This is a genomic window from Fulvivirga imtechensis AK7 (genome assembly GCF_000331535.1).
Classification (GTDB): domain Bacteria; phylum Bacteroidota; class Bacteroidia; order Cytophagales; family Cyclobacteriaceae; genus Fulvivirga; species Fulvivirga imtechensis.
This window is the reverse complement of the sequence record NZ_AMZN01000061.1, coordinates 26,246-50,489: the sequence shown is the minus strand read 5'-3', so window position 1 is coordinate 50,489 and position 24,244 is coordinate 26,246. Positions and strand designations below refer to the sequence as shown.

Annotated in this window: 18 protein-coding genes and 1 pseudogene; 9 read left to right on the top strand and 10 right to left on the bottom strand. The window is 42.6% G+C overall.

The features are described 5' to 3' along the window. Positions 1–124: 124 nt before the first annotated feature. Positions 125–937: a M48 family metalloprotease gene (locus tag C900_RS18150; protein ID WP_009581600.1), complete on the bottom strand. Its 813-nt coding sequence runs from the start codon at positions 935–937 to the stop codon at positions 125–127. Between the two features lie 161 nt (positions 938–1,098). On the opposite strand from C900_RS18150, the gene guaA reads away from it, so the two are divergent. Genes guaA through hemL form a run of 3 tightly spaced genes read left to right on the top strand, consistent with a single transcriptional unit; the run spans position 1,099 to position 5,675 of the window. Further along, positions 1,099–2,628 carry a glutamine-hydrolyzing GMP synthase gene (gene guaA / locus C900_RS18145; RefSeq protein ID WP_040497057.1) on the top strand — a complete coding sequence of 510 codons (1,530 nt, stop codon included), beginning with the start codon at positions 1,099–1,101 and terminating at the stop codon, positions 2,626–2,628. Positions 2,629–2,632: 4 nt separating this feature from the next. After that, on the top strand, positions 2,633–4,396 hold the full coding sequence (locus tag C900_RS18140; RefSeq protein WP_009581598.1) for an ABC transporter substrate-binding protein: 1,764 nt from the start codon (positions 2,633–2,635) through the stop codon (positions 4,394–4,396). Next, entirely contained in the window at positions 4,377–5,675 is a 1,299-nt protein-coding gene (gene hemL / locus C900_RS18135) for a glutamate-1-semialdehyde 2,1-aminomutase (protein ID WP_009581597.1), read from the top strand. The genes C900_RS18140 and hemL overlap by 20 nt, the downstream gene beginning before the upstream one ends. 499 nt (positions 5,676–6,174) lie before the next feature. Here hemL and C900_RS18130 read toward each other — a convergent pair whose 3' ends face one another. Then, positions 6,175–7,407 (bottom strand): DUF3667 domain-containing protein, encoded by a 1,233-nt coding sequence (locus C900_RS18130; protein ID WP_009581596.1) that lies wholly within the window; start codon positions 7,405–7,407, stop codon positions 6,175–6,177. 223 nt (positions 7,408–7,630) lie between these two features. On the opposite strand from C900_RS18130, the gene C900_RS18125 reads away from it, so the two are divergent. Then, complete coding sequence (locus C900_RS18125; RefSeq protein WP_051052892.1) at positions 7,631–8,650, top strand: hypothetical protein; 1,020 nt, start codon at positions 7,631–7,633, stop codon at positions 8,648–8,650. Between the two features lie 69 nt (positions 8,651–8,719). Beyond that, positions 8,720–9,979 (top strand): imidazolonepropionase, encoded by a 1,260-nt coding sequence (hutI, locus tag C900_RS18120; protein WP_040497062.1) that lies wholly within the window; start codon positions 8,720–8,722, stop codon positions 9,977–9,979. A 5-nt stretch (positions 9,980–9,984) separates the two neighbouring features. Here the strand turns inward: hutI and C900_RS18115 are convergent, their stop codons facing one another. Then, entirely contained in the window at positions 9,985–10,392 is a 408-nt protein-coding gene (locus C900_RS18115) for an OsmC family protein (protein ID WP_009581593.1), read from the bottom strand. A 190-nt stretch (positions 10,393–10,582) separates the two neighbouring features. Between C900_RS18115 and C900_RS30665 the strand changes: the two genes are divergently transcribed. The 3 genes and pseudogenes from C900_RS30665 to C900_RS28645 all read left to right on the top strand — a co-directional run bounded on the left by C900_RS30665 (position 10,583) and on the right by C900_RS28645 (position 11,800). Then, positions 10,583–10,786: a hypothetical protein gene (locus C900_RS30665; protein ID WP_009581592.1), complete on the top strand. Its 204-nt coding sequence runs from the start codon at positions 10,583–10,585 to the stop codon at positions 10,784–10,786. Between the two features lie 24 nt (positions 10,787–10,810). Further along, positions 10,811–11,050 (top strand): annotated as a pseudogene (locus tag C900_RS30660) (GNAT family N-acetyltransferase); the annotation flags it as partial. Positions 11,051–11,209: 159 nt separating this feature from the next. After that, entirely contained in the window at positions 11,210–11,800 is a 591-nt protein-coding gene (locus tag C900_RS28645) for an LON peptidase substrate-binding domain-containing protein (protein WP_009581590.1), read from the top strand. A 266-nt stretch (positions 11,801–12,066) separates the two neighbouring features. Here C900_RS28645 and C900_RS18100 read toward each other — a convergent pair whose 3' ends face one another. The 3 genes from C900_RS18100 to C900_RS18090 all read right to left on the bottom strand — a co-directional run bounded on the left by C900_RS18100 (position 12,067) and on the right by C900_RS18090 (position 19,036). Continuing rightward, positions 12,067–15,447 (bottom strand): methylmalonyl-CoA mutase family protein, encoded by a 3,381-nt coding sequence (locus tag C900_RS18100; RefSeq protein ID WP_009581589.1) that lies wholly within the window; start codon positions 15,445–15,447, stop codon positions 12,067–12,069. A gap of 104 nt (positions 15,448–15,551) precedes the next feature. Then, on the bottom strand, positions 15,552–17,873 hold the full coding sequence (locus C900_RS18095) for a patatin-like phospholipase family protein (RefSeq protein ID WP_040497055.1): 2,322 nt from the start codon (positions 17,871–17,873) through the stop codon (positions 15,552–15,554). Next, positions 17,870–19,036: a THUMP domain-containing class I SAM-dependent RNA methyltransferase gene (locus tag C900_RS18090; protein ID WP_009581587.1), complete on the bottom strand. Its 1,167-nt coding sequence runs from the start codon at positions 19,034–19,036 to the stop codon at positions 17,870–17,872. The genes C900_RS18095 and C900_RS18090 overlap by 4 nt, the downstream gene beginning before the upstream one ends. 96 nt (positions 19,037–19,132) lie before the next feature. Here C900_RS18090 and C900_RS30655 point away from each other — a divergent pair, with 96 nt between their 5' ends. Beyond that, positions 19,133–19,753, top strand: coding sequence for a YqaE/Pmp3 family membrane protein (locus C900_RS30655; protein ID WP_009581586.1), 621 nt, complete (start codon positions 19,133–19,135; stop codon positions 19,751–19,753). A 363-nt stretch (positions 19,754–20,116) separates the two neighbouring features. Here C900_RS30655 and C900_RS18080 read toward each other — a convergent pair whose 3' ends face one another. Genes C900_RS18080 through C900_RS18065 form a run of 4 tightly spaced genes read right to left on the bottom strand, consistent with a single transcriptional unit; the run spans position 20,117 to position 23,981 of the window. Beyond that, a complete protein-coding gene (locus tag C900_RS18080; RefSeq protein WP_009581585.1) occupies positions 20,117–20,866 on the bottom strand; it encodes a succinate dehydrogenase/fumarate reductase iron-sulfur subunit in 750 nt (249 codons plus the stop codon). A gap of 51 nt (positions 20,867–20,917) precedes the next feature. After that, the gene (locus C900_RS18075; RefSeq protein ID WP_009581584.1) at positions 20,918–21,304 is read right to left on the bottom strand and encodes a four helix bundle protein; all 387 of its coding nucleotides are present in this window, start codon (positions 21,302–21,304) and stop codon (positions 20,918–20,920) included. A gap of 33 nt (positions 21,305–21,337) precedes the next feature. Then, positions 21,338–23,272, bottom strand: coding sequence for a fumarate reductase/succinate dehydrogenase flavoprotein subunit (locus tag C900_RS18070; protein WP_009581583.1), 1,935 nt, complete (start codon positions 23,270–23,272; stop codon positions 21,338–21,340). Between the two features lie 25 nt (positions 23,273–23,297). Continuing rightward, entirely contained in the window at positions 23,298–23,981 is a 684-nt protein-coding gene (locus C900_RS18065) for a succinate dehydrogenase cytochrome b subunit (protein WP_040497054.1), read from the bottom strand. Between the last annotated feature and the right edge of the window lie 263 nt (positions 23,982–24,244).

Genomic DNA, 24,244 nt, shown 5'->3' with positions numbered 1-24,244 from the left:
CGTGTGGCATTGAAATTCTTAACGCCATTTTCTCAAGGCCGTTAATTTGTCATTATCCACAAAATCAACTGAAAGTTGTTGGTTACCTCGGGATGACCTTGACTTTTGAGACCCTTATTTTATTCTACAAACTGGCTTTAAAGGCTTCATAGCCAGTGTCGGTAGCAAGAGTGGTCTCACACCCAACAGATTCCGCCTGAGCATTAATGTCTGCAACACGATTTTCAGGACTAGGGTGGGTACTGAGAAATTCCGGAGGTGAAGCCTGACCTTCTTCAAGCAGCCTTTCAAAGAAAAAAGCAGCACCATTGCAGGCGTATGACGTTGCCGCCAGGTATACCACTGACTTGTTATCTGCTTCAGATTCATACTCCCGGCTGAATCTCAGACCAGCGACAGTACCAGCGATCTGTCCGGCAATCTGTTCCAGCGCATTGGGGTCTTTACCCAACACAACGCTCAATAATATGGAAACACCATACATCTTTTGGAGGTTTCTGCTCGTATGACGTAAGTCGGCATGTGCTATTTCATGACCCAGAACACCTTCAAGAGCATCCGCTGTTTCCAGGTATTTGATCAAGCCGGTATATACATAGATGTATCCTCCGGGGGTAGCAAAAGCATTAAGCACCGTGTCATTGTCAATGAGGGTTACCTCCCAAACAAATTCATCGCGATAAGCAACCTCTCCACTGTTCAGAATTTCATCAACCATATTATTGATGTATTCATAAGCTTCCGGGTTCTGCTCTTCAGGTATAAGCTTGAAGGACGGGTCTTTGCGTATCTCTTCGCTTACCTGGGCACCGAGCCGTCTATCATCTTCTACAGAGAAGATCACCAGGTTATCATTTTTATCACAACCCGACAAAATGAGCGCTATAAAAAAAAGAGCAACAGAAAATATAGCGGGGAAAATATATTTCTTCATCATATGCTATTTTGTTTTTTCCTGATAAGGAGTAAAAATTGTGCCAACTGATATTTTCGCCTATAGATCAACTCTTTACCCTCTAACAGTGGGCACTAATTTTCTGTTTAGCATCTTTTATCAATTTAATAGTATTTCCACATCTGTCATGCTATTTTTGCAGCATGGCAGAACAGATATTGATCCTAGATTTTGGCTCGCAGTACACTCAGCTAATTGCCAGGAGAGTCAGAGAGTTAAATGTATATTGTGAAATACACCCGTTTAACAACCCACCAGAGCTAACAGATGATATTAAAGGCGTAATTCTATCAGGTAGCCCCTGTTCGGTGAGGCAAGAGGATGCACCGGATGTTGACCTTGAAAACTATAGTGGAAAAGTGCCTGTGCTTGGCGTGTGCTATGGAGCACAGTTGATGGCACAAAAGAACGGAGGTAATGTTTTGCCTTCAAATATCAGAGAATACGGTCGCGCCAAGCTATCAAAAGTAGATCAGCATAATGATCTGATGAAGGAAATATCCATAGACTCACAGGTATGGATGTCGCATGCCGATACCATAGCTGAGCTTCCCGATGCTTATGAACTGATAGCTAGTACAGCCTCAGTGCGTGTTGCGGCGTTTAAGAAAAAAGGGGAAGATACCTACGGTATTCAGTTTCACCCGGAGGTTACTCATAGCCTGGAGGGCAAGACCATCCTCAGAAATTTCGTAGTTCACATTTGCGGATGCGCCCAGGATTGGACACCCGATATTTTTGTGGAGACTACAGTAGCTGGTTTGAAAGCGCAATTGGGAGATGATAAAGTAGTAATGGGCTTATCTGGAGGGGTAGATTCTTCTGTTGCAGCTACACTAATTCATCATGCTATAGGTAAAAACCTACATTGTATATTCGTAGATAACGGGTTGCTTAGAAAAAATGAATTTGAAGATGTATTGCATTCCTACAAAGACATGGGCCTCAACGTGAAGGGGGTAGATGCAAGGGAGCAGTTTTATGAAGCATTAAAAGGATTGACAGATCCGGAAGATAAGAGGAAAGCCATCGGTCGGGTATTTATTGAAGTTTTTGATGCAGAGGCTCATAAAATACAGAATGTAAAATGGCTCGGGCAAGGTACCATTTATCCTGATGTGATAGAATCAGTTTCTGTAAAGGGTCCGTCAGCCACCATTAAATCGCACCACAACGTAGGTGGATTACCCGATTTTATGAAGCTAAAAGTAGTGGAGCCGTTAAATACACTTTTTAAAGACGAGGTTCGTTTAGTGGGTAAGACTTTGGAGATACACCAGAATATCCTGGGAAGACACCCCTTCCCTGGTCCCGGATTGGGTATCAGGATATTAGGTGACATCACTCCGGAAAAGGTACACATTTTGCAGGAGGTGGATCATATATTTATCAATGGCCTTAAAAAAGCCGGATTATACGATGATGTGTGGCAGGCAGGGGCGATTTTACTACCCATTCAGTCTGTGGGTGTGATGGGTGATGAGCGTACCTATGAGCGCGTGGTGAGCTTGAGAGCTGTTACCAGCGTTGATGGTATGACTGCTGATTGGTGTCATTTGCCATATGAATTTTTAGCAGATGTATCTAATGAAATAATTAATACTGTCAAAGGAGTAAACAGGGTGGTTTATGACATCAGTTCCAAACCGCCGGCTACTATTGAGTGGGAATAACAATATGAAATATATAAAGAGTTTTGTTGTATTTTGGCTTTTTATTGGTCTTACGACCGCTTTTGCTCAGGTAAGTAACCAACAGCAGTATCTGAATGCAAAGGAATTATTTAACAATGGAAAATATAGCCTGGCAATGGAGGCCTTTAAGTCTCTGACTCAGGCGAATGAAAATAACCCGTTTGCACCATACGCCTCTTTTTACTATGCAGTGGCGGCCTACCGGGAAGGATACCCTCCGGTGGCGAAAAATATGTTTCTGCAGATCAGAGACAGATTTCCATCATGGTCTAGAATGAATGAGGTTAACTTCTGGTTGGGGAAGATCTATTTCGAAAATGAGGAGTATAACCAGGGGCTCAATGTACTCAAAAGCATTAGAGATAAGGCATTTCAAGATGATATCCGTAACCTGAAATATCATACTTTTTCAGGAATTGAGAAGGTAGAACGGTTAAAAGAGCTGTATAAAAATAATGCTGATGATAGGGTAATTGCAGAAGTACTGGCTAAGAACATTGCCAGTCAGACACTTATCAATCAGGACCAGGAGCTTTTAGATGAATTGATAAGGAAATTCGATCTGGATAAAGCGGGCCTGAGTGTAGTGAAGGTAGAAAAGAGCGTATTCAAAGACAAGTATAGAGTAGCCGTTCTTTTTCCTTTTCTCATGAACCGTCTGGAGCCAAACGACCGGAAAAAAGTTAATCAACTGGTATTGGATACCTACCATGGCATACAACTGGCAATAGATTCATTAAAAGCACAAGACATCAATATAGAGCTGTATGCCTATGATACTCGTGGAGATAGTACCGTTACCGCCAAAATATTGGAGAAAGATGAGTTGAAGAGTATGGACCTGATCATCGGACCGCTTTTCCCGGATGCAAGGGCTGTGGTTCAGCAATTTTCTTTTCGACATAAGATCAATATGATCAACCCCTTGTCCTCGGATTCTGACATTGTGGGCAATAATCCTTATTCTTTCCTTTTGAACCCAAGTAATGAAACAGTAGGGAGAAAAACGGCTGACTACATAGAAAAGAAGGCTCGAAATAAGAACTGCATTATTTTCTATGGTGAAACCAGGAATGATTCGGTGCTGGCTATTGCTTACAAGCAAAGGATAGAATCTTATGGCTTTAAGGTAGCTATTATGAAGGAGATCAAAAAGCGTAATTCTCGTCAAATACTGGACCTGCTTTTGATATCGGATGAGAAAATTAAGGAAGCTACTTCCGAAGAGGGCAGGAGTAACCTTACCATAGCTCAGGATAGCATTGGGCATATATTCGTTGCTTCCGATAATGATCTTATTTCCGCTAAAGTGATGAGTGCGGTGGAGACACGGGGCGACTCCATTATGGTAGTGGGTTCTGTCAATTGGCTGGATTTGCCTGCGATCAATTACGAAGCCTATCAGCGATTAGGAGTGGTGCTTTATGCACCATTATACATTCCCAAAGAGACAGAGGCGTATGAGGCCTTTAGAAGTAAGTACGTAAAAAAACATAAGGTGCCACCATCAAGGACCGCCGAAATTGGTTATGACCTGATGAAATTCTTAGGACATAGTCTTCATAAATATGGAAAATACTTTCAGTTGGGCTGGAACAAAGAATATTTAATGGATGGCTACCTCACCATCGGGTATTGTTATCATCAATCTCAGGATAATGAGGTAGTGCCGATGTTAACCTTCGGAGACGAAGGGTTAAAAGTAGTTTACGAAATTGAGCAAGAAGATGAAGATAGAAAAAAGTAGAGCGTTATTTTCCGAAGCACAAAAGTATATACCAGGCGGGGTAAACTCACCCGTAAGGGCCTTTAAAGCGGTAGGCGGAGACCCTCTTTTTATAAAATCTTCAAAGGGGGCATATATGTTTGATGAGGATGACAACAAATACATTGATCTCATCAATTCCTGGGGGCCGATGATATTGGGACATGGGCATGAAGGTATAGCTCAGGCTGTTCGAGAGGCTGTAGATCATTCACTGTCTTTTGGGGCTCCGACACGTAAAGAGGTTGAAATAGCTGAATTGATCACGCATATGATGCCATCTGTGGAAAAGGTGAGGATGGTAAACTCCGGTACTGAGGCCACTATGTCTGCATTAAGGCTGGCCAGAGGGTTTACCGGTCGTGATAAGATCATAAAATTTGAAGGCTGCTACCATGGTCATGGCGACTCTTTTTTAATTGCAGCCGGAAGTGGCGCGGCTACCATGGGTATTCCCAATAGCCCAGGAGTTACAAAAGGTACAGCTCAGGATACACTTACTGCTCCGTTTAATAACCTAAAAGCAGTTCAGGACCTGGTAGATAGGAATAACGGTAATATAGCGGCCATTATACTTGAGCCCGTTGCCGGCAACATGGGTTGCGTTTTGCCGCAAGAGGGTTATTTGCTCGGACTTCGCGATATCTGTGATAAAAACGGTATTGTTCTCATTTTCGATGAGGTGATGACCGGGTTCAGATTGTCAAAAGGAGGAGCTCAGGAGCTTTTTGGAGTGCGACCGGACCTGACTACCCTCGGGAAAATTATTGGCGGAGGTATGCCGGTAGGAGCGTACGGAGGAAAGGCTGAGATCATGGACTTTGTTTCGCCTGCAGGACCTGTATACCAGGCGGGAACTTTATCCGGAAACCCCGTTGCGATGTCAGCAGGATTGGCTATGCTTACTTACCTCAACGAACACTCGGAGATCTACAAATCCCTGCAAGATACTACTAGTAGAATAGCCGCAGGATACAGATTGAGTCTTGATAAACTGGACCTGAAGTATACCATTAACCATATTGGTTCTATGATCAGTATGTTCTTCACTGATCAGCCGGTATTTGATTTTGATAGCGCCAAAACCTCAAATACAGAGTTATTCGGCAGATATTTCAGGGGTATGTTAGAAAGAGGTGTTTATCTGCCTCCCTCGCAATTCGAAACCTATTTTATTTCCACTGCTATTGATAATAGCATCGCTGATGAGATTATCCGGGCTAACCATGAAGTGCTGGAAGAGCTGACGGTAGGTGCATAATCAAGCTGGTGTCAGGCGGATCTGACTCTTACATCTCGCCACTGCAATTTTATCACTGCCGGGTGCATGGATTGTGCTCTATACCCGTACTGACGGTTTTGAACCGTACAGACGGGGTCATCATCTCTGATGAGATCATGCGGGTGAACGGTGAAGTACCGAAAAACTGACGGGGGTATATAATAAACCTGGCGTCAGACGGTTCAAAACCCGTCAGCCTATCGGGGGTACTTTCCTAACCATAACATGAGTGCGATATAAAATGCTTAAAAAAGGGCAGTCTTCCTGACGCAACCAACAACTTTTCATTGATTTTGTAGATAATGACATAGCTTCAGAACGGCCTTGAGGAAATGGCGTTAAGAATTTCAAACTCACGTTAACCATAGGACTCCTACATCTTGCCACTGCAATTTATCCACTGCGGGTTGCATTGATTGTGCCATACCCGTACTGACGGTTTTGAACCGTACAGACGGGGTGGTGGGCATTTTAATCACTAAAAAAGCAGCATAGAGATGACCATTTCAGCAAGGAAGAATATCATTATAAAAAAGATGTAGATAAAGCCTGCAACATTGAATTTAATAAATGTCTTGAACCAGTGCTGCTTATAGACCTTTAAGAACGATATATATGCATAAGTGGATACTAAGATGAAGCTTAAGAGCGCAAGATTATTTCGTAGAGAGGAACCCTCCATCATAAAAAAGATAACCAGGAGGCTTATTCCATAAAAGAAATATGAAAATGTATGCAGGTGTAGGGCATGGATCAGGTGTTTAATATACAACTGTTTTCGTCTGACATATAGCAGCTTCAGGATCAGTGCAAAGATCGGTATAAGCAGCAGCATCATCAGGGGTATATTTTTCAGCATATATTCTACAAATTGCTCCTTATCAGCACGCTGTACCCGGATCGATTGCATAGCAAGGTGTCGATCAAACCCCGATAGTTCGCCAAGTTTCATCGAATCGAGTATTTCTGAGTCGGTATATTCCCTGTTGTGCTTCAATTCATTGATCAATTCCCAGTCCAGTCTTCCTAAAATGAAGCCACTATTTTCATTTTTAATGTACTCAGGCTTATTCTTCGTTGCTGTATTTTCAACATCAGCAATAGTATCCAATGAGTCAACCCTGGTACTATCCAAACCTAGCAATGCCAGGGTATTATTGCCAAAAGCATCTCTCAATGCCTCTTTGTCCTGATCGGTCAGGTTATTATTAAGCGCCTTTTGAAATTTTTCCAGATCATCATCACCCCGTATATCTTTGGCAATGGCTTTGACGGTATTATCGGATAAAATACTGTCGAGTTGATTTAGTGTTTCTTTATCCAGCCCGTCAATATCTTTAATAGAGTAAGAGGTTTGTATCACCGGTTTATCCTTGTCATCTTCACTGATTACTTTTTTTCCTACTACGGTGAAAATGAAAAAGAAGAATAAACTGATGATGAGGTACAATCGTAACGGATGAGCATAGCTTACTCGCTTTCCTTCGGCATATCGGTTGGTTAGGTGGCCCGGAGAAAAGAAAAAAGGTTTGATGGTTTTAGCTAACTTCGAGTCAAGCGCAAAGTAGGTATTAAAAAAATCACCTAGCAGGGTGCCTATCGAAACGTTATTATCATCATTTTCCTGGCCACAGTTGGGGCAGTAGTTATAAACCCGGTCAAGGGTATATCCGCAATTAAGACATTGATTTGTCTTTCTTCTTATCCGCATGAAGCTGGTCGAATTGAGGGGTGTAAATTATAAAAAATGTATTTTTTAATGAATACCAAAGAGATAATTGTTTTAAAAAAGTTACCTTGACGCAGATTCAACCATTAATTGAGTGAAACAGGGTTCAGGAAATAATTGTGGTATTTGTATCAGAATTTATTATTTTTATATCTTTGATTAACTGTTGTCTGCTTGGTAGAACCTATTTTTTAATATAATCATAGTGAAAAAGTCTCTCATTTTTTCTTTACTCATTCTTTGTGGAGTAGCTGTACATGCTCAGAAAAGAAGCGATCAACAGCCTGTCACTTACGAGGAATTATATGACGAACCTTATGCGATTAATGCATTGTTTGTGCAGTTTCAGCCCATTTATGGCGAGTTGTGGAAGGCTAATGTCAATGCCGGATTTGGTTTGGAGGCTACCTATTTCTTAAAAGATCAAATGAGCTTCAGGGCTCATGCCAGAAAGACCTATACAAGAAAGTTCGACCTGACAAGGGATATTGCACATAACAACAGCGATGTTGATAACCAAATAGATATATTAAACTACTTTGAGTTTGGGGCAACATACCACATCAAGGATTTCGAGGAAAGCTCTAAGACAAAAATGTACCTGTACAAAAAGAGCTACAAGGGTGATAAATGGGCAGCAAGGGTTCCTATAAATGCTGAAATACCCTGTAAAGTACGAAAGATCTACGGAGCGCGACTGGGAGGGATGTTCTTCGATACAGCTATTGATGTAGGGCGGGCGCTTGAGGCCCAGGATGAAACAATTGCGATATATACCGACCAGGGATTGCCGGCCACGGTTGTTGACAACGGAGAGGAAAGAGAGATCAATATATTCACTAGCATGGATGTGAAAGGTCTGTATGTCGGAGGGTCTATGAGCTGGATCAGGAATGTGGCTGTAGATTTCGATAATAAGTACCAGGAGGGTGTTGATGATCTGATACTAACAGCTTTTTTTGATGTACTAATTGCTCCTGCTATTACTGTTGACGATGTTTTATATCAGGGTACTGCATATTCTTCTGAAGATCTTAAGACGAGTATGATTGGGTTCAGAGCCGGTCTTGATGGAAAGTTTAACCGTACATTAAGCTGGGGCTATGGTGGCGAAGTGGGTATAAGACCAGGACTGAAAGGACAGGGTTTTTATGCCTTGGTGAAGATCAGCTTCCCTGTTTACAGTACAAACCTTGATTATTCAGTAGAGGCATTCGGTAAGTAAAAGAAAATATTAATAATAATAATGGAAGGCGGGTACCACAGAAGTATCGGCCTTTTTTATTTTTGTGGTATGGAAATACTCATTCAAAACATCAAAGGTCTGGTACAGGTAAGAGAGAAAAGCCCCAGGTGGGTTGCAGGAGTCGATATGGCGCATTTGCCGGTATTGGAGAATGCCTTTTTGCATCTGAAGGACGGCAAGATCGAAAACTATGGAGCAATGGAAGAGATGCCTCTCATTAACGCCGATGAGATCATCAATGCCTCAGGCAGATTTGTTTTTCCTTCATTTGTGGATTCTCATACGCATCTGGTATTTGCTGCCAGCAGGGAGGAGGAGTTTGTATACAAGATCAAGGGAATGTCATATCAGGAGATAGCTGCTAAGGGTGGCGGTATCCTGAATTCCGCAAAAAAACTGCAGCAAACTACTGAAGATGAACTGTTGGAACGTGCCATGATCCGTGCCGAGGAGATCATCGGTTTCGGTACCGGGGCTGTTGAAATAAAGAGCGGGTACGGTCTGACTACAAAAGACGAGATCAAAATGCTACGGGTGGCAAAGCGCCTGGAGGAAAACACTCCTCTGCGGGTGAAAACTACTTTTTTGGGCGCTCACGCTATTCCGAAGGAGTATTCTGATCGAAATGATTATATCAAGCTTATCAAGGAGGAAATGATACCGGCTGTAGCTGCGGAAGGACTGGCCGATTATATAGATGCTTTTTGTGAAAAAGGCTTTTTTACCCCCGAAGAGACGGAAGACATCATGGAGGCGGGCAAAAAATATGGGATGAGGCCAAAGATACATGCTAACCAATTGCATATTTCCGGAGGGGTGCAAGTAGGTGTGAAAACGGGTGCGTTAAGTGTAGATCACCTGGAGAGTATGGGTGAAGAAGAGATCACTGCGCTGCAAAATACAGACGTAATGCCTACATTACTGCCGGGGGCTGCATTTTTTCTAAACATGACATACCCTCCTGCGCGAAAAATGATCGAGGCAGGTCTTCCGGTGGCGCTCGCTACGGATTACAATCCCGGAAGTGCCCCTTGTGGTAAGATGCCTTTTATGCTTTCACTGGCATGCATAAAAATGAAAATGACCCCCGAGGAGGCCATAAATTCGGGCACCATCAACTCAGCATATGCCATAGAGCTACAGAATGACTATGGGAGCATAACAAAGGGAAAGGTAGCTAACGTATTTATTACCTCTGAAATACCTTCTTACGCCTATATGCCTTATGCATTTGGCGCAAACCTGATAGATGCCACCATACTTAATGGAGAGATCATACGGTCGAATTTTTTTTCAATACCTGAATAGCTGGATCACTCCCGAATAATTTCAGTGCTAAAAGTGATGTTGGCCTTAAGGGAAGAAGCAACAGAGCAATATTTTTCAAGGCTAAGTTTGGTGAGCTTCTCAACCTCTTCATTTGTTGCATCCGGAGACGTAACAATAAATTTGAGGTGAATATCCGTATAGTACCGCGGTGCATCGTCTCTTCGTTTTCCCTCTGCCTCTATCACCAGGTCTTTTAGTGTCTTTCTCCTTTTCTGTATAGTAAGCGCTACTTCTACAGCAACACATCCCGACAATGCCGACAATACCAACTCCATGGGAGACTGGTGAATTTTGCCAACATCTTTCATGTCAATGATCACCTTATTGCCTTTTTCATTGGCTGATTCATATTCATAGTCAGAAAGGTAGCGTGTGGTAGTCTTGGTGTACATGTCTTAATTTTTTTATTAGGTAAAAAGCGTTAACCAGGTTTTCATCCATTGCGTATAAATTCAAATGTGACCTGCACTTTTGGATTGCTTATGGATAAATCAGCGCCAAAAATAAGTTGAAAATCTCTGATGTTAAAGGTTTTGCCCAAAGAAGCAGTTCGTTTATTGCAAAATCATAAGAAGTTTAAGAATGAATGATGTAACGATCATAGACTATGCTCCCGAATATTCCCGGTATTTCAAGAGTCTTAACGTGGAGTGGCTGGAGCAATATTTCACGGTGGAGCCAATAGATCTGCCTATCCTCGATCAGCCGTTTGAAAAAATAATAGCGCCGGGAGAGGACGTTATATTCGCACTTTGGCAGGGTCGGGTAGTGGGTACCTGTGCTTGAAAAAAGTATAAAGACGATGTATATGAGCTGACAAAAATGGCTGTTACACCCAAAGCTCAGGGCCTGCAGATAGGTAAAAAGCTTGGGCTGGCAATATTGGAAAAAGCAAGGCAAAAAGGAGCCAAAGTTGTATATCTGGAGTCTAACAGACAACTACTACCGACCCTTAGCCTATACCGAAAGCTGGGTTTTGAGGAGAAGGAACCTCCCTTCGCGCAGTCGGTATATTCCAGATCGGATATTTATATGGAATTGAAGTGGTAGCCATAATAGTGGAGATAAATGGCTAACTTATTATTAGTCAATGTGCCATATTCAATTTTGCTTTTTGGGGTGATGTTTTTTTAGGTCAGTCTGGAAAAATACAATGGTAGAGGGTTAAAAAATCTGTAACATTCCGCTACAGGGGGTGTTATATTTTCAATGGAACAATTAGTTGAAATACCCGTTTTCCCTTTATCGATTCTTCCGCTTCCCAACGAGCTTATTCCTTTACATATTTTCGAAAACAGATATCGCGAACTACTTCAGGATATTGAAGACAAAGGAGGTGTTTTTGGTATTTACTACACCCATGGACTGAATACCGACAGGATCGGTTCACTCATGAAGCTCGAAGGAATACTAAAGCGTTACGATAGCGGAGAATCCGATGTGGTGACGAAATGTATCGATACTTTTTTACTGACCAAATTTTATAACCAATGGCTCCCTAAGCCTTATCCCGGGGGTGAAGTATACATGCTTCATGTCAATGCTGAGCAGCAGGTGAGTCAGCGGTTTTCGGATGAGTTCAGAGCTTATATGGCGTTAAAGAAGGTGTCCGATGTAGGCACGGATTTTAATATACACGACATTGCCAACGAGTTAAATCTGGATATTGGAGATAGGTTAAAATACCTGAGGCTCCTGACCAATGATAAGCGGGAAAGCTTCCTCCGTGAACGTTTGAAGTATCAAAAATTCATCCTGCAGCAGGAACTGAAACATAAGGATAATTTCTATTTAAATTAATGGCTTTCAAGCGGGGATCTGTTTTTGCGGGGGAAACCCACCCCTGCCCCTCCCAGGAGCTCCCAGGAGGGGATTGGGCCTGTGTTTATAGGAAGGGTTTGACTTGTGGTATAAGTATGTGCCCGAAATTGAAGTTTGCTTTATTTTACAAATAAAATACTAACCCTCAATCTGGTCTGCTGTGAGACTATCCACACTTTTATAGGGACTGCTGTCCAAAATCCCTCCAGGAGGGGCAGGGGTGGGTTAAGTCATTGCTTCCCTTCTTACATATTCCTCCTGTATTGCCCCCCCACTTCAAACAAAGCTTCAGTGATCTGCCCTAAAGAACACACTTTACATGCATCCATGAGTGCCTCGAAAATGTTGTGGTTCTGAATAGCCGTTTGTTGTACTTTTTGTAATTCGGTTTTGGCCTTTTGCTCGTAGTGCTTGTGAAGATTTCCGAGCATCCGGATCTGGTATTCTTTTTCTTCTTTAGTAGCCCTGATTACCTCTTGAGGAATTACCGTAGGAGAACCTTTAGAGCTTAGGAAGGTGTTTACACCGATGATCGGATATTCTCCGGAGTGCTTTAGCGTCTCGTAGTGCAGGCTTTCTTCCTGGATTTTACTTCGCTGGTACATCGTTTCCATTGCTCCAAGCACACCGCCACGTTCGGTAATCCTGTCGAATTCGCTCAGTACAGCCTCTTCTACCAGGTCTGTCAACTCTTCGATGATGAAAGATCCTTGTAACGGATTTTCATTTTTCGCCAGCCCCAGCTCTTTATTGATGATCAACTGGATGGCCATTGCTCTCCTTACAGAGTCCTCCGTTGGTGTTGTGATAGCCTCATCGTAGGCATTGGTATGCAATGAGTTGCAATTGTCATAAATGGCATAGAGCGCTTGCAGGGTGGTGCGTATATCATTGAAATCTATCTCCTGGGCATGCAGAGACCGCCCGGAGGTCTGGATGTGATATTTGAGCATCTGCGAGCGGGCATCCGCCCCGTATTTTTCTCTCATGGCCTTTGACCATATCCTCCTTGCTACACGACCGATCACAGCATATTCAGGGTCTATACCATTGGAAAAGAAGAATGACAGGTTCGGAGCAAATTTATTGATATCCATCCCTCTGCTCAGGTAGTATTCCACGTAGGTGAAGCCGTTAGCCAGGGTAAAGGCTAATTGTGTGATTGGATTAGCCCCTGCCTCAGCAATATGATATCCTGAGATAGATACTGAATAGAAGTTGCGTACATTTTTGTTGATGAAATACTCCTGTACATCACCCATCAGTCTGAGGGCAAATTCCGTGGAGAAAATGCAGGTATTCTGTGCCTGATCTTCTTTTAATATATCTGCCTGTACAGTGCCCCTTACGGCACTGAGTGTTTTTTGTTTAATATTTTCGTAAACATCTTTTGGTAGTACCTGATCACCGGTTACGCCCAATAGCATGAGTCCCAGTCCATCATTTCCCTGTGGCAATTGACCCTGATAGGAGGGGCGTTCATCTTCTCTTCCTTTGTAGAGCTCCTTAATCTTTTTCTCCACCTCTTTTTCCAGCCCCTGTTCTTTAATATAGACCTCACACTGCTGGTCTATAGCAGCATTCATAAAGAAGCCGAGCAGCATCGGTGCCGGACCGTTGATGGTCATGGAGACAGAGGTCTTCGGGTCAGCCAGGTTAAATCCGGAGTAAAGCTTTTTGGCATCGTCCAGGCAGCAGATGGAAACACCGGAATTACCTATTTTGCCATAGATATCAGGTCTGTAATCAGGATCATTACCATACAACGTTACTGAGTCGAATGCTGTTGAAAGTCTCTTCGCAGGCATATCCAGACTCACATAGTGGAATCGCCTGTTCGTTCTTTCTGGTCCGCCTTCTCCGGCAAACATTCTGGTGGGATCCTCGCCTTCACGTTTGAAAGGATAAATACCTGCAGTGTAAGGAAACTCGCCAGGTACATTTTCCTGCAGGCACCATTTTAGCAGGTCGCCCCAGGCCTCGTATTTTGGCAGCGCCACTTTGGGAACCTGACTGTGAGACAGCGATTCTGTATGTGTTTGGATGGAGATCTCCTTGTCTCTTACCTTAAACGTGTATACCAGATCTTTGTACTTCTTCTGTTTGTCGCTCCAGTCTTCCAGTATTTTTTTGTTTCGGGGGTCAAAGTCAAGGGCAATTTTTTCATATGACTCTTCTAACCCTTTTATCAACCTGTCCCTGTCATCGATTTCCGATTGTTTTAATGTGTCTATTGATTTCCTGATGCTGTACAGCTTTTGGGCTACCTCGGCCTGGGTAAGCACCCATTGGTCGTAATTTCGATTGTTCTCAGAGATCTCAGACAGGTATCTTGTTCTGTTCGGAGGGATCACAAATATCTTCTCCGACATTTCATTGGTGATCTCAAAAGTAGATTTCAACGGAGCATCGGTTTTCTTTACGATCACATCCATAATCTCCTTATACAGCCTGTTCATACCCGGATCATTAAACTGTGAGGCTATGGTGCCAAACACAGGTATATCATCATCTTTTACCTCCCAAAGGCCGTGATTACGCTTATATTGCTTCTTAACATCCCTCAACGCATCAAGGGATCCTCTTTTGTCGAATTTGTTGATAGCGATGATATCAGCAAAGTCTAACATATCTATCTTTTCCAACTGAGTGGCAGCTCCGTATTCCGGGGTCATTACATACAGGCTAACATCAGAGTGATCGGTAATTTCAGTATCAGACTGACCGATACCTGACGTTTCCAGAATGATCAGATCATATTCAGCGGCTTTAAGCACCTGAATAGCCTCACTGACGTGCTTGGATAGTGCCAGGTTCGACTGCCGGGTGGCAAGCGATCGCATGTATACCCTGTTATTTCTGATGGCATTCATCCGTATCCTGTCACCTAAAAGGGCGCCACCTGTTTTGCGCTTGGAAGGGTCTACTGAAACTATAGCAATGGTCTTGTCTTTGAAATCGATCAAAAATCGCCTCACCAGTTCATCTACCAGCGATGATTTCCCTGCACCTCCAGTTCCGGTAATGCCCAGCACGGGAGTGGCTACTTTTTCGGCTTTTTCATGAACTTGCAGCAGATCAGCCCTGGATTCCTCCGGGTAATTTTCTGCTGCAGATATAAGTCTGGCTATGGCCTTCGGGTCTTTTTCAGGCAGGTGACTCACTTCTCCATTAAGATTTTTCCCGGTTGGGAAATCGCTTTTTTCAACCATGTCGTTGATCATTCCCTGCAAGCCCATCGCTCTTCCATCATCAGGGGAGTAAATACGGGCGATGCCATAATCATGCAGCTCCTTAATTTCTTCCGGTAGTATCACGCCACCGCCACCGCCAAATATTTTGATGTGCTCCGCACCCTTTTCCTTCAGCAGGTCATACATGTATTTGAAATATTCTGTATGGCCACCCTGGTATGATGTCATAGCAATTGCCTGAGCATCTTCCTGAATGGCAGTATTTACCACCTCTTCCACACTGCGGTCATGGCCGAGATGGATCACTTCGCAGCCGGTGGCTTGTATGATCCGCCTCATGATATTGATAGCGGCATCATGGCCATCGAAAAGGCTGGCAGCAGTGACTATTCTGATCTTATTCTTAGGCTTATATGGAGCAACTTGTTTCATTTCAGTAAAATCGGTTCTACAATTTTCGCATTGAGCTGCAAAATTATTGAATTATTGGTGATTTTACTAACAATCATTAGTTAGCCTTGTGCGCACGGTGCCAACTACTGATTGACCAAAATGGAAGCAGGTACGGAGTTATCGCTAAGCAGGTTCTTTAACTTTTGAAGGGCCTCTTCATTCTTTTTAGTGTGGATATTTTCTATCAGACTTCGTTTTTCACGTCCTGTAAGTCTCCAACTTAATGAAGCACGTTGAACGTTCTCCATCCTCAGGCTATCAGATGTAGACAGATTTTCCTTGGCATAATCCTGAGGGATGTATTGAATATCAACCCGCTCTATCTCACCTTTAAACCAGGATTTGGCATACTCAATTTTGTTATCGTTGGTAATATCCTGGAGGCTTTCAAAATTTTGATAGATGCTGCTGATAGGTAGAGTGAAGCGTTCAAAAAGCGAGAGATTTGTTTCTTTGCTGATAGGGCCGTTCTTTTCAGAATCTCTTATTGAAACAAATACGACACCCCTTGTATTTTGGGCGATCCAGTCTTTAAAGGCAAACAAAAACCTGACAGCATCAGAAATGCCAAAATTATCAGTAATGCCAGCATCCATGATTTCAATGGGGGGTTCGCTGGGTAATGTAATATTAGGCGTGATGTATGGAAAGGTGGCGCTCATTCTCAAGCCACTGAGAAATCTCAATTCTTCGCTCTCCTGTTCTTTAAAGAATCTCAAAAATTCGACACCACTCACCTTTTCTCCGGTATATGTAGAGTCTACCGTTTCCATCATATAGGATATATGCTGAGAGGAAATATAAAGTTTTCGTCCGTCATTAATTATTGTAGGTGCCATGATCATCATCGGGATCTTACTTTCTCTTTCGGGTTTCCGGTAGTCGATAAGCTTTTTGTCAAGTATAAATTCTGTGTTTTTGTTGAGCTGCTGTTCGAAGGTATATCCTCGGTCTTTAGCATACTCATAGCCATTATATTTAAATTTTTGCATGCCTACAAAAGCATCGTTCATCAATAAACTAAAGATTATGGCATTGAGATTATCACTGCCGATCTTATCACGATAGAGTTTTGCATAGTGATCAATAGTATTGTCACTGAGTTGCCTCAGGTAGAGCTCCCGGTAATAGCTGGCTCCGATGAGGCCCCCGGAGGCCCCCGTGATTAACATCGTATTTTTCATTAACCGTCCTTCAGTAGTGCTGTCAGCCTTTTGCAGAGCATTAAGCGTCCATAACGCTGCCCGCTGTCCGCCACCACTAACGCACAGAAACACCATCCTGGGCTTTTCTTCTTTTGGAAATTTACTTCTCCAGGTGTCCAGGATCTTCAGTGTTTCCCGCTTGTCCTGCTCCTGATTTGTTTTGCTGTTGAGCTGATTAATACGCTGAAGGTTATAGCTGGCTAACTGGGTTGAATAGTCTAACCCAAATGCTTTGTAAGTTTTATTGAACATTCCTTCCTTAACAAGTGAGTTGACAATAAGCAAGACAATAATTGCGATGGTTGGAGACCAGCTTCCGAACCAGTAGGAAAATGCACCTGAGAACATTACAAAGATGGTTAAAAGGAGGACAAAACTGGCCGCTGCCGGTAGTTGAAATACTTCCTGGTCTCTGAAAATACCCATTAATAAAAGAAGCACCAGGATAAGTAGCTCAATGATCACCAGGTTAAAATGGTTTTGATCGAATACTTGCAGTATGGTATTCCTGTCATAAAATCTTTCTGAATCATCCACCTTTCTGGCTTCAAAGTCAAGATTCAGATAACTATCCACTCTTATCTGTTTTTTCTTGGCAATATTGAGCTTTTTCATGGCACTTGCCCGGGTGACTTTTATGTTTTGCTTGAGCTTTTCATCTACCTTGCAAACAACATATTTGAAGATGTCATTGTTGGTAAACCACAAGTAGATGAATATCGCCAGTGTCATAATAACATACCCTGACAATAAGCCCAACAGGTTTTTAAAGAGGAGATCATCAGTAATGAACTCATTGGATACCTGGTACTGTATGATATACACCACATAGCTAAAGAGGAAAATAAATGGTATAATGCTGTTGTTAAGGCTAAAAACCGTAAACGGCTTTGGTAAAACTCCAATAAATGAAAAGCGATGGCCATCAGTGATATAGCTGGTGATATGAAATGCTATACTAAAGCCTGCCAGAGTCACCCCCATGATAAAAAAGCCCGAGAAGTTAACTTTATTCAGGTATACAGGATCCAGAAAGAGGTAAGGAATGCCCAGGTAGTTGCCAAAATTACCGGAAATTATAGCAAAAAGTACCACCCAGCACAGCAATAGCACATGGTTTCTCTTGAAATGGTTTAACAGTAGTTGAACAGGGAAAGAATAATATAACCTTTTACCTATCTTTCGCAGCCTCTTGATCATCTATCCAAGATAATATTTTTTTTGCTACCGGCATATAATTCATATTCCAAAAGTCGACAGTCTATCTTACCGTTGAAAAATTCAATTCTACGCCTGGTCCTTAGCCCTATCTTCTTGGCCAGGTTCATATTTCCGGTGAAGATGTACCCGGTATAACCCTGGCATTTATTTTTGAAGAAGTCTCCGATCTCCTGGTAAATCGGTGTCAAATGAACTTCGTCTCCCAGGCGCTGACCATATTCCGGATTAATGAAAATTACACCTCCTTCTCCCTCCGGAACCTCTGTTTTTCTAAAATCACAGACATCAAAGTCGATAAATGCTTCTACCCCTGCTTCACGAGCATTATAGCGTGCCGCAGATACTGCTTCCGGGTTCAGGTCTGTAGCAATTATCTTAAAATTAAGTGTGTCCTTAATATGCCGCTTTGCATGGTGTTTTAGCTCTTCCCAAATATGTGGTTTGTACAGCTTTACATGCATGAAACCAAAGTTATCTCTGAATAGCCCCGGGGCATGATTTGTAGCCAAAAGAGCGGCTTCTATCGCCAGGGTGCCACTGCCACACATCGGATTGATAAAGGGACTATTACAGTTCCAGTGAGAAGCCAGGATGGTAGCAGCAGCCAAAGATTCCATCATTGGTGCTTTCATGGGTATTTTCCTGTAGCCATGCTTAGCAGTGGTTTCTCCTGAGGTATCGATATAAATGCTGGCATTTTCATCCTGCCAGTGCAGGAAAATGACTGTTTGAGATAAGTCTTTCCCGGAGTTGGGCCTTTTGCCAAATTTTTCGGAAAAACGGTCTACAATGGCATCTTTTGCTCGCAGGCTGGCGAAGCGAACATCCTGAATGAATTTATTACTGACGAAACTTTTAATGCTTATATAACCATCAACATCAAAATAGTCTTCCCACGGGATACTGGTTAGCCTTTTGTATAATTGATCGGGATGGTCAGCACGAAAACTCTTGATCAAAAATAATATTCTATTGGCCGTTCGCAGGTGCATATTGAGCTTTAGGGTGTCATCAAAGTTGCCTGTTAATTCCACACTTTGATGACTGGCCACAGTATCGGTGTAGCCGAGTTGGTTAATTTCTTTTTCCAAAACAGGGGCTATACGTGGGGAGCAGGTAACTACTATTTTTGTATTATTCATATTAAAAGGCTGATGATCTGGTGTTTTAGTTGAACAATTCGTTGATGTCGTTGTATTACTATTACCAATCGTTTTGTAAAACTAAGAAATACAGCTATGAAAAAGTTTACCATACTTCAATTATTAACAGGGAGTCTTTTGCTGGTGGTTTTTTATTCGTGTGCTCCAAAATATGGTGCACATTTTACTAACTCCGGCACCTTTTATCAGTCGAAAGCTGAGGAGCCCGCTGTCCGTCAGGAAGACGAAGTAGAAATTGCACAGGAAAATACGCCTGTGGAGATTAAAAGAATGGAAGCTAAGGGTGAAGAACCCGGTTACGCCATTGTAAGTAAGGACAGAGTGTTAACTGTTGTACCCAACCCCTCAATAGAGAAATTAGTGAAAAAGCATAAGGAGAGGGTAGAAGAGATCGAGAGTTCAGGCCTTGAATCTAAGGCTACCAGGAAGGAACTAAGAAAAGAGAAAAAAAGAGCCAGTAAGGAAATCAGGAAAGCGGTAAAAGAAGAAGTTAAGGAGATCAGGAAAATTGAAGGGCACAATGAAAGCGATCAATATGTACTGATGATGATTTTGGCTGTGCTTATTCCACCTCTTGCTGTAGGCCTGACCTATGGTATCGTAGATAAGTTCTGGATCAGCCTTTTGCTAACGCTATTATTCTGGCTGCCGGGAGCTATCTATTCGTTGATAGTAGTGAACAACTATTATAAATGATTGGCAGGCTTTTTCGGATATGGGAGCGTCTTTTAAATTGAGGCAGTTTTTTGGCTTTGCTTGATTTGATTCAAATGAAAGTAGTTGGAATCAGATGAAAAATAAGATATCAGCATCGTCATGAGGACCTTGTTGTATCTTTGGGTCAGCGTTGGTATGTGAGGGATCCAACACCGTCCGAATTGCGATGCGGGGCCTCGCGGCCCTGGAGCGTTACAGGCCGAGGCTAAGTGATGGAATAAACTTCTCGGGCAGATGAGTTAAAAGCCTACTTACTATGGTATAAAACAAAAATCATCCCGACTTAGAAATGATCTGTCATTTCCAGCCGGGATGACTTTTTGGAGACCGAAACGGTCAGTATCAGATATTATCCGAGCTAGATTTAGCTTTGATATACTCCCGGTTTAGTCGAGCTATATTTTCCAGGCTGATCTCTTTTGGGCACTCTGCTGAGCATGCTCCTGTGTTGGTGCAAGCTCCAAACCCTTCTGCATCCATTTGAGCTACCATATTTTCAACCCTGCTCTTCCTTTCCACTTTACCCTGAGGTAGCAGTGCCAACTGAGATACTTTGGCGCTGACAAACAGCATAGCCGAAGCGTTTTTGCAGGCAGCAACACATGCTCCGCAAGCAATGCAGGTAGCTGAGTCGAAAGCCTCATCAGCAATCTTTTTTGGGATGGGTATTTCGTTGGCATCAGGTATTCCGCCTGTGTTGACAGATACATAACCACCAGCCTGAATGATCCTGTCAAATGAGGTACGATCCACCACCAGGTCCTTCACCACAGGAAATGCCTGGGCTCTCCAGGGTTCTACTACAATAGTATCGCCATCTTTAAAACTTCTCATGTGAAGCTGGCAGGTAGTGGTTTGCTTAGGGCCATGAGGTTGGCCATTGATGTACATACTGCACATTCCACAGATACCTTCACGGCAGTCATGGTCGAAGTGTACAGGCTCTTCTCCCTTTTTTACAAGCTGCTCGTTCAGTACATCAAACATTTCAAGGAAAGACATGTCAGGAGATACATCGTCTAGCTGATAGGTCTTCAGCCCACCTTTATCCTGAGCATTTTTTTGTCTCCAAACTTTGAGTGTTATTTTCATCACGAAATTCGTTGATAGTTTATAAATTCGTTAATAGTTGTTGGTTAATGGTTAATCGTTGTTACTGTTATTTTTTGCACGTGTCAGATAGTTAATGTAGCCATTCAAGACAGCCAGAGATCTATTAATTTGCTCCACTACTTTGTCGTACTCTGATTGGGTGACGTACTTTTCGTCTAAGGCGATGATTGTATGATCAAGAAGTTCATACAACGAGCCTCTGCTTTGTCTGCAAAATTGAATATTCTCCTGAAAATGAAATCGTCCATATCCTTCTGCAATGTTGTTAGTTACTGATCTGGATGCTCTTTTCATCTGATCTGTCAACAAAAACTTTTCATCTTTGGGGAAATCAGCAAGCAGTTCCGAGATTAACCTGCGCAATTCTGTGCATAACTGCCAGCATTCCAAATCTTCAAAAGTCTTTATTTTAACCATTAACTAATAACGATTAACCATTAACCGATAACATTACTTATAGCTTCTTTGCGTTAGTTTTACATTTTCAAAGGCCAGGTCTTCTTTATGAAGCACTGCAGGTTTTTCAGGACCAGTGTACTCCCAGGCACCTACGTAAGAGAATTCATCATCTTTTCGCTTGGCTTCACCTTCCTCTGTTTGGGATTCTTCCCTGAAGTGGCCACCGCAGGACTCGCTTCTGTTCAAGGCATCATCTACCATTAGCTCTCCCAGCTCTAAAAAGTCCGCAACGCGATTGGCTTTTTCCAGAGACTGATTTAGCTCATCATTGGAGCCGAACACATTTACGTCTTCCCAAAACTCGGCTCGCAACTTTTGTATCTCTACTTTTGCTTTTTTAAGGCCTTCTTCGTTTCGGGACATACCGCAGTATTCCCACATAATATTACCCAATGCTTTGTGAAATTCATCCACAGTTCTCTTTCCTTTGATGCCAAGAAGTTTCTCGTTGGTGGCCTTCACTTTTGCCTCAGCTTCTTTAAAGGCTGCATGATCAGTAGAGATACGTTCATACGGCATGGTAGCCAGGTAGTCGCCAATGGTATAAGGAATTACGAAGTAACCATCGGCAAGTCCCTGCATCAAAGCGCTGGCCCCAAGCCTGTTAGCGCCATGATCTGAGAAGTTACATTCTCCAATAGCATACAAGCCATCGATATTCGTCATCAGGTTATAATCAACCCACAGGCCACCCATAGTATAGTGTACTGCAGGGTATATCTTCATTGGTGTCTCATAAGGGTTATCACCGGTGATCTGCTGGTACATGTCGAAAAGATTTCCGTACTTCCCTTCTATGGTAGCGCGTCCATCTCTTTTTATAGCATCTGCAAAGTCAAGATATACTGCCAGTCCGGTAGTGCTTACTCCTCTGCCCTCATCACACACATATTTGGCATTTCGCGAAGCTACATCGCGAGGCACCAGGTTACCGAAAGATGGATACCTTCTTTCGAGGTAATAGTCCCTTTTATCTTCAGAAAGATCGGTTGGTTTCAATTGTCCTTTTCTGATCTTTTCAGAATCGGCTATATCTTTAGGCACCCATACACGACCGTCATTTCTGAGTGATTCAGACATCAAAGTCAGCTTTGACTGGTGATCGCCTGAAACGGGAATACAGGTAGGGTGGATCTGCGTATAGCAGGGGTTTGCAAATAGAGCGCCTTTTTTATGAGCTCTCCATGCTGCAGTGGCGTTAGAGCCCATAGCATTGGTAGAGAGGTAGAATACGTTTCCATAACCACCCGTTGCCAGTACTACCGCATGCGCGCTGTGTGATTCAATGGCTCCTGTAATCAGGTTTCTGGTGACAATACCCCTTGCTTTGCCATCGATCATTACCAGATCGAGCATTTCATAGCGGGAATACATCTTCACCTTACCATTGGCTACCTGCCGGCTAAGCGCACTATAGGCACCAAGTAGCAACTGCTGTCCGGTTTGGCCCCTGGCATAGAATGTTCTGGAAACCTGCGCACCCCCAAACGAACGGTTAGCTAGCAAACCCCCGTATTCACGGGCAAATGGAACTCCCTGGGCTACACATTGATCGATGATGTCAACACTTACTTCAGCTAAACGATACACATTAGCTTCTCTTGAACGGTAGTCACCACCTTTTACAGTATCATAAAACAGCCTAAAAATGCTGTCTCCATCATTTTGATAGTTTTTTGCAGCATTAATACCTCCCTGAGCTGCAATGCTATGTGCTCTTCGAGGGCTGTCCTGGAAGCAGAATGCTTTTACATTGTAGCCAAGTTCTCCAAAGGAAGCTGCCGCTGATGCTCCGGCAAGGCCGGTACCTACTACGATAATATCATATTTTCGTTTATTGGCAGGGTTAACCAGCTTTATATTGAATTTATGCTTAGCCCATTTCTCAGCTATAGGCCCTTCTGGTATTTTAGAATCTAACTTCATCTATCAGACAGTTTTATTAGTTCGATTATAAGGTTTTCAAAAATATGATAATGGGAATAGCGGCAAACATGGCCGGTACTATGATTGCGAAAGCTACGCCAACAAATTTAATGGCAGGGTTGTACTTTACATGATTAAGCCCTAAGGTTTGGAAGGCGCTCGAAAAACCATGATATAGGTGGAACATTAAGCCTATCATACTCACAACATACAGTGCTACATACCACCATTGAGAAAAGACAGCTTCCACAGTAGCAAATAAATTCCTGTATTCCTGGCCGTCATAGTTGACGCTTGTAATCGGTCCCCAGTGCATTACATACCAAAAGTTCTTCAGATGAATAACCAGGAAAATAAAAACTATTGTTCCTAGAAAACCCATATTCCTTGAACTCCAGGTGCTATTGGCAGATGGTTTAGTCTTTGCATAACCAACAGGCCTGGCTTTTTTGTTGTTAATGGTAAGGATAACAGCCCAGATGATATGAATTAAAAAGGAGGCATATAATATAAATGAAGTAGTTTTTATCAGGGGATTGGAAGTCATGAATCTGGCATAAACATTAAATGCCTTTCCATCATCATCAAGTAATAGCTGTAGGTTTCCTGAAAGGTGTACTACTAAAAAAATAACTAGAAATAACCCCGTTAAAGCCATGATGACTTTCTTGCCAAGGGTGCTGGACATAGCGTTCGTGAACCAACTCATGGTGTAGTTTTTGAAGATTTTAAATTGTTAAAATTAAACCTTGCCAAAGGTACGTTTGAAAGGATTATCAAGCAATTTTGCCGATCTATTTTAAAACATTCTAAATAGATTGTGTAAGCGAATGGTACTAACATTGAGAGTAGATCTCAAAAAACAGCACCATCAATCCGAGGAGGAAAAGTAGCGTGACCAGGAGAAGATCCTTTTTTAACAGTCGCTGAATTTTTATACTTAATATCCTAACCCACTTCATAAGTCTTATC

Coding starts and splice junctions, on each gene's coding strand:
- C900_RS30655 (WP_009581586.1), top strand. CDS start 19,133: ATGAAAAAGTTTACCATACTTCAATTATTAACAGGGAGTCTTTTGCTG.
- hutI (WP_040497062.1), top strand. CDS start 8,720: ATGGAAATACTCATTCAAAACATCAAAGGTCTGGTACAGGTAAGAGAG.
- C900_RS18065 (WP_040497054.1), bottom strand. CDS start 23,981: ATGAGTTGGTTCACGAACGCTATGTCCAGCACCCTTGGCAAGAAAGTC.
- C900_RS18100 (WP_009581589.1), bottom strand. CDS start 15,447: ATGAAACAAGTTGCTCCATATAAGCCTAAGAATAAGATCAGAATAGTC.
- C900_RS18150 (WP_009581600.1), bottom strand. CDS start 937: ATGATGAAGAAATATATTTTCCCCGCTATATTTTCTGTTGCTCTTTTT.
- C900_RS18130 (WP_009581596.1), bottom strand. CDS start 7,407: ATGCGGATAAGAAGAAAGACAAATCAATGTCTTAATTGCGGATATACC.
- C900_RS18095 (WP_040497055.1), bottom strand. CDS start 17,873: ATGATCAAGAGGCTGCGAAAGATAGGTAAAAGGTTATATTATTCTTTC.
- C900_RS18090 (WP_009581587.1), bottom strand. CDS start 19,036: ATGAATAATACAAAAATAGTAGTTACCTGCTCCCCACGTATAGCCCCT.
- C900_RS18080 (WP_009581585.1), bottom strand. CDS start 20,866: ATGAAAATAACACTCAAAGTTTGGAGACAAAAAAATGCTCAGGATAAA.
- C900_RS18075 (WP_009581584.1), bottom strand. CDS start 21,304: ATGGTTAAAATAAAGACTTTTGAAGATTTGGAATGCTGGCAGTTATGC.
- guaA (WP_040497057.1), top strand. CDS start 1,099: ATGGCAGAACAGATATTGATCCTAGATTTTGGCTCGCAGTACACTCAG.
- C900_RS18140 (WP_009581598.1), top strand. CDS start 2,633: ATGAAATATATAAAGAGTTTTGTTGTATTTTGGCTTTTTATTGGTCTT.
- hemL (WP_009581597.1), top strand. CDS start 4,377: ATGAAGATAGAAAAAAGTAGAGCGTTATTTTCCGAAGCACAAAAGTAT.
- C900_RS18070 (WP_009581583.1), bottom strand. CDS start 23,272: ATGAAGTTAGATTCTAAAATACCAGAAGGGCCTATAGCTGAGAAATGG.
- C900_RS30665 (WP_009581592.1), top strand. CDS start 10,583: ATGAATGATGTAACGATCATAGACTATGCTCCCGAATATTCCCGGTAT.
- C900_RS18115 (WP_009581593.1), bottom strand. CDS start 10,392: ATGTACACCAAGACTACCACACGCTACCTTTCTGACTATGAATATGAA.
- C900_RS28645 (WP_009581590.1), top strand. CDS start 11,210: ATGGAACAATTAGTTGAAATACCCGTTTTCCCTTTATCGATTCTTCCG.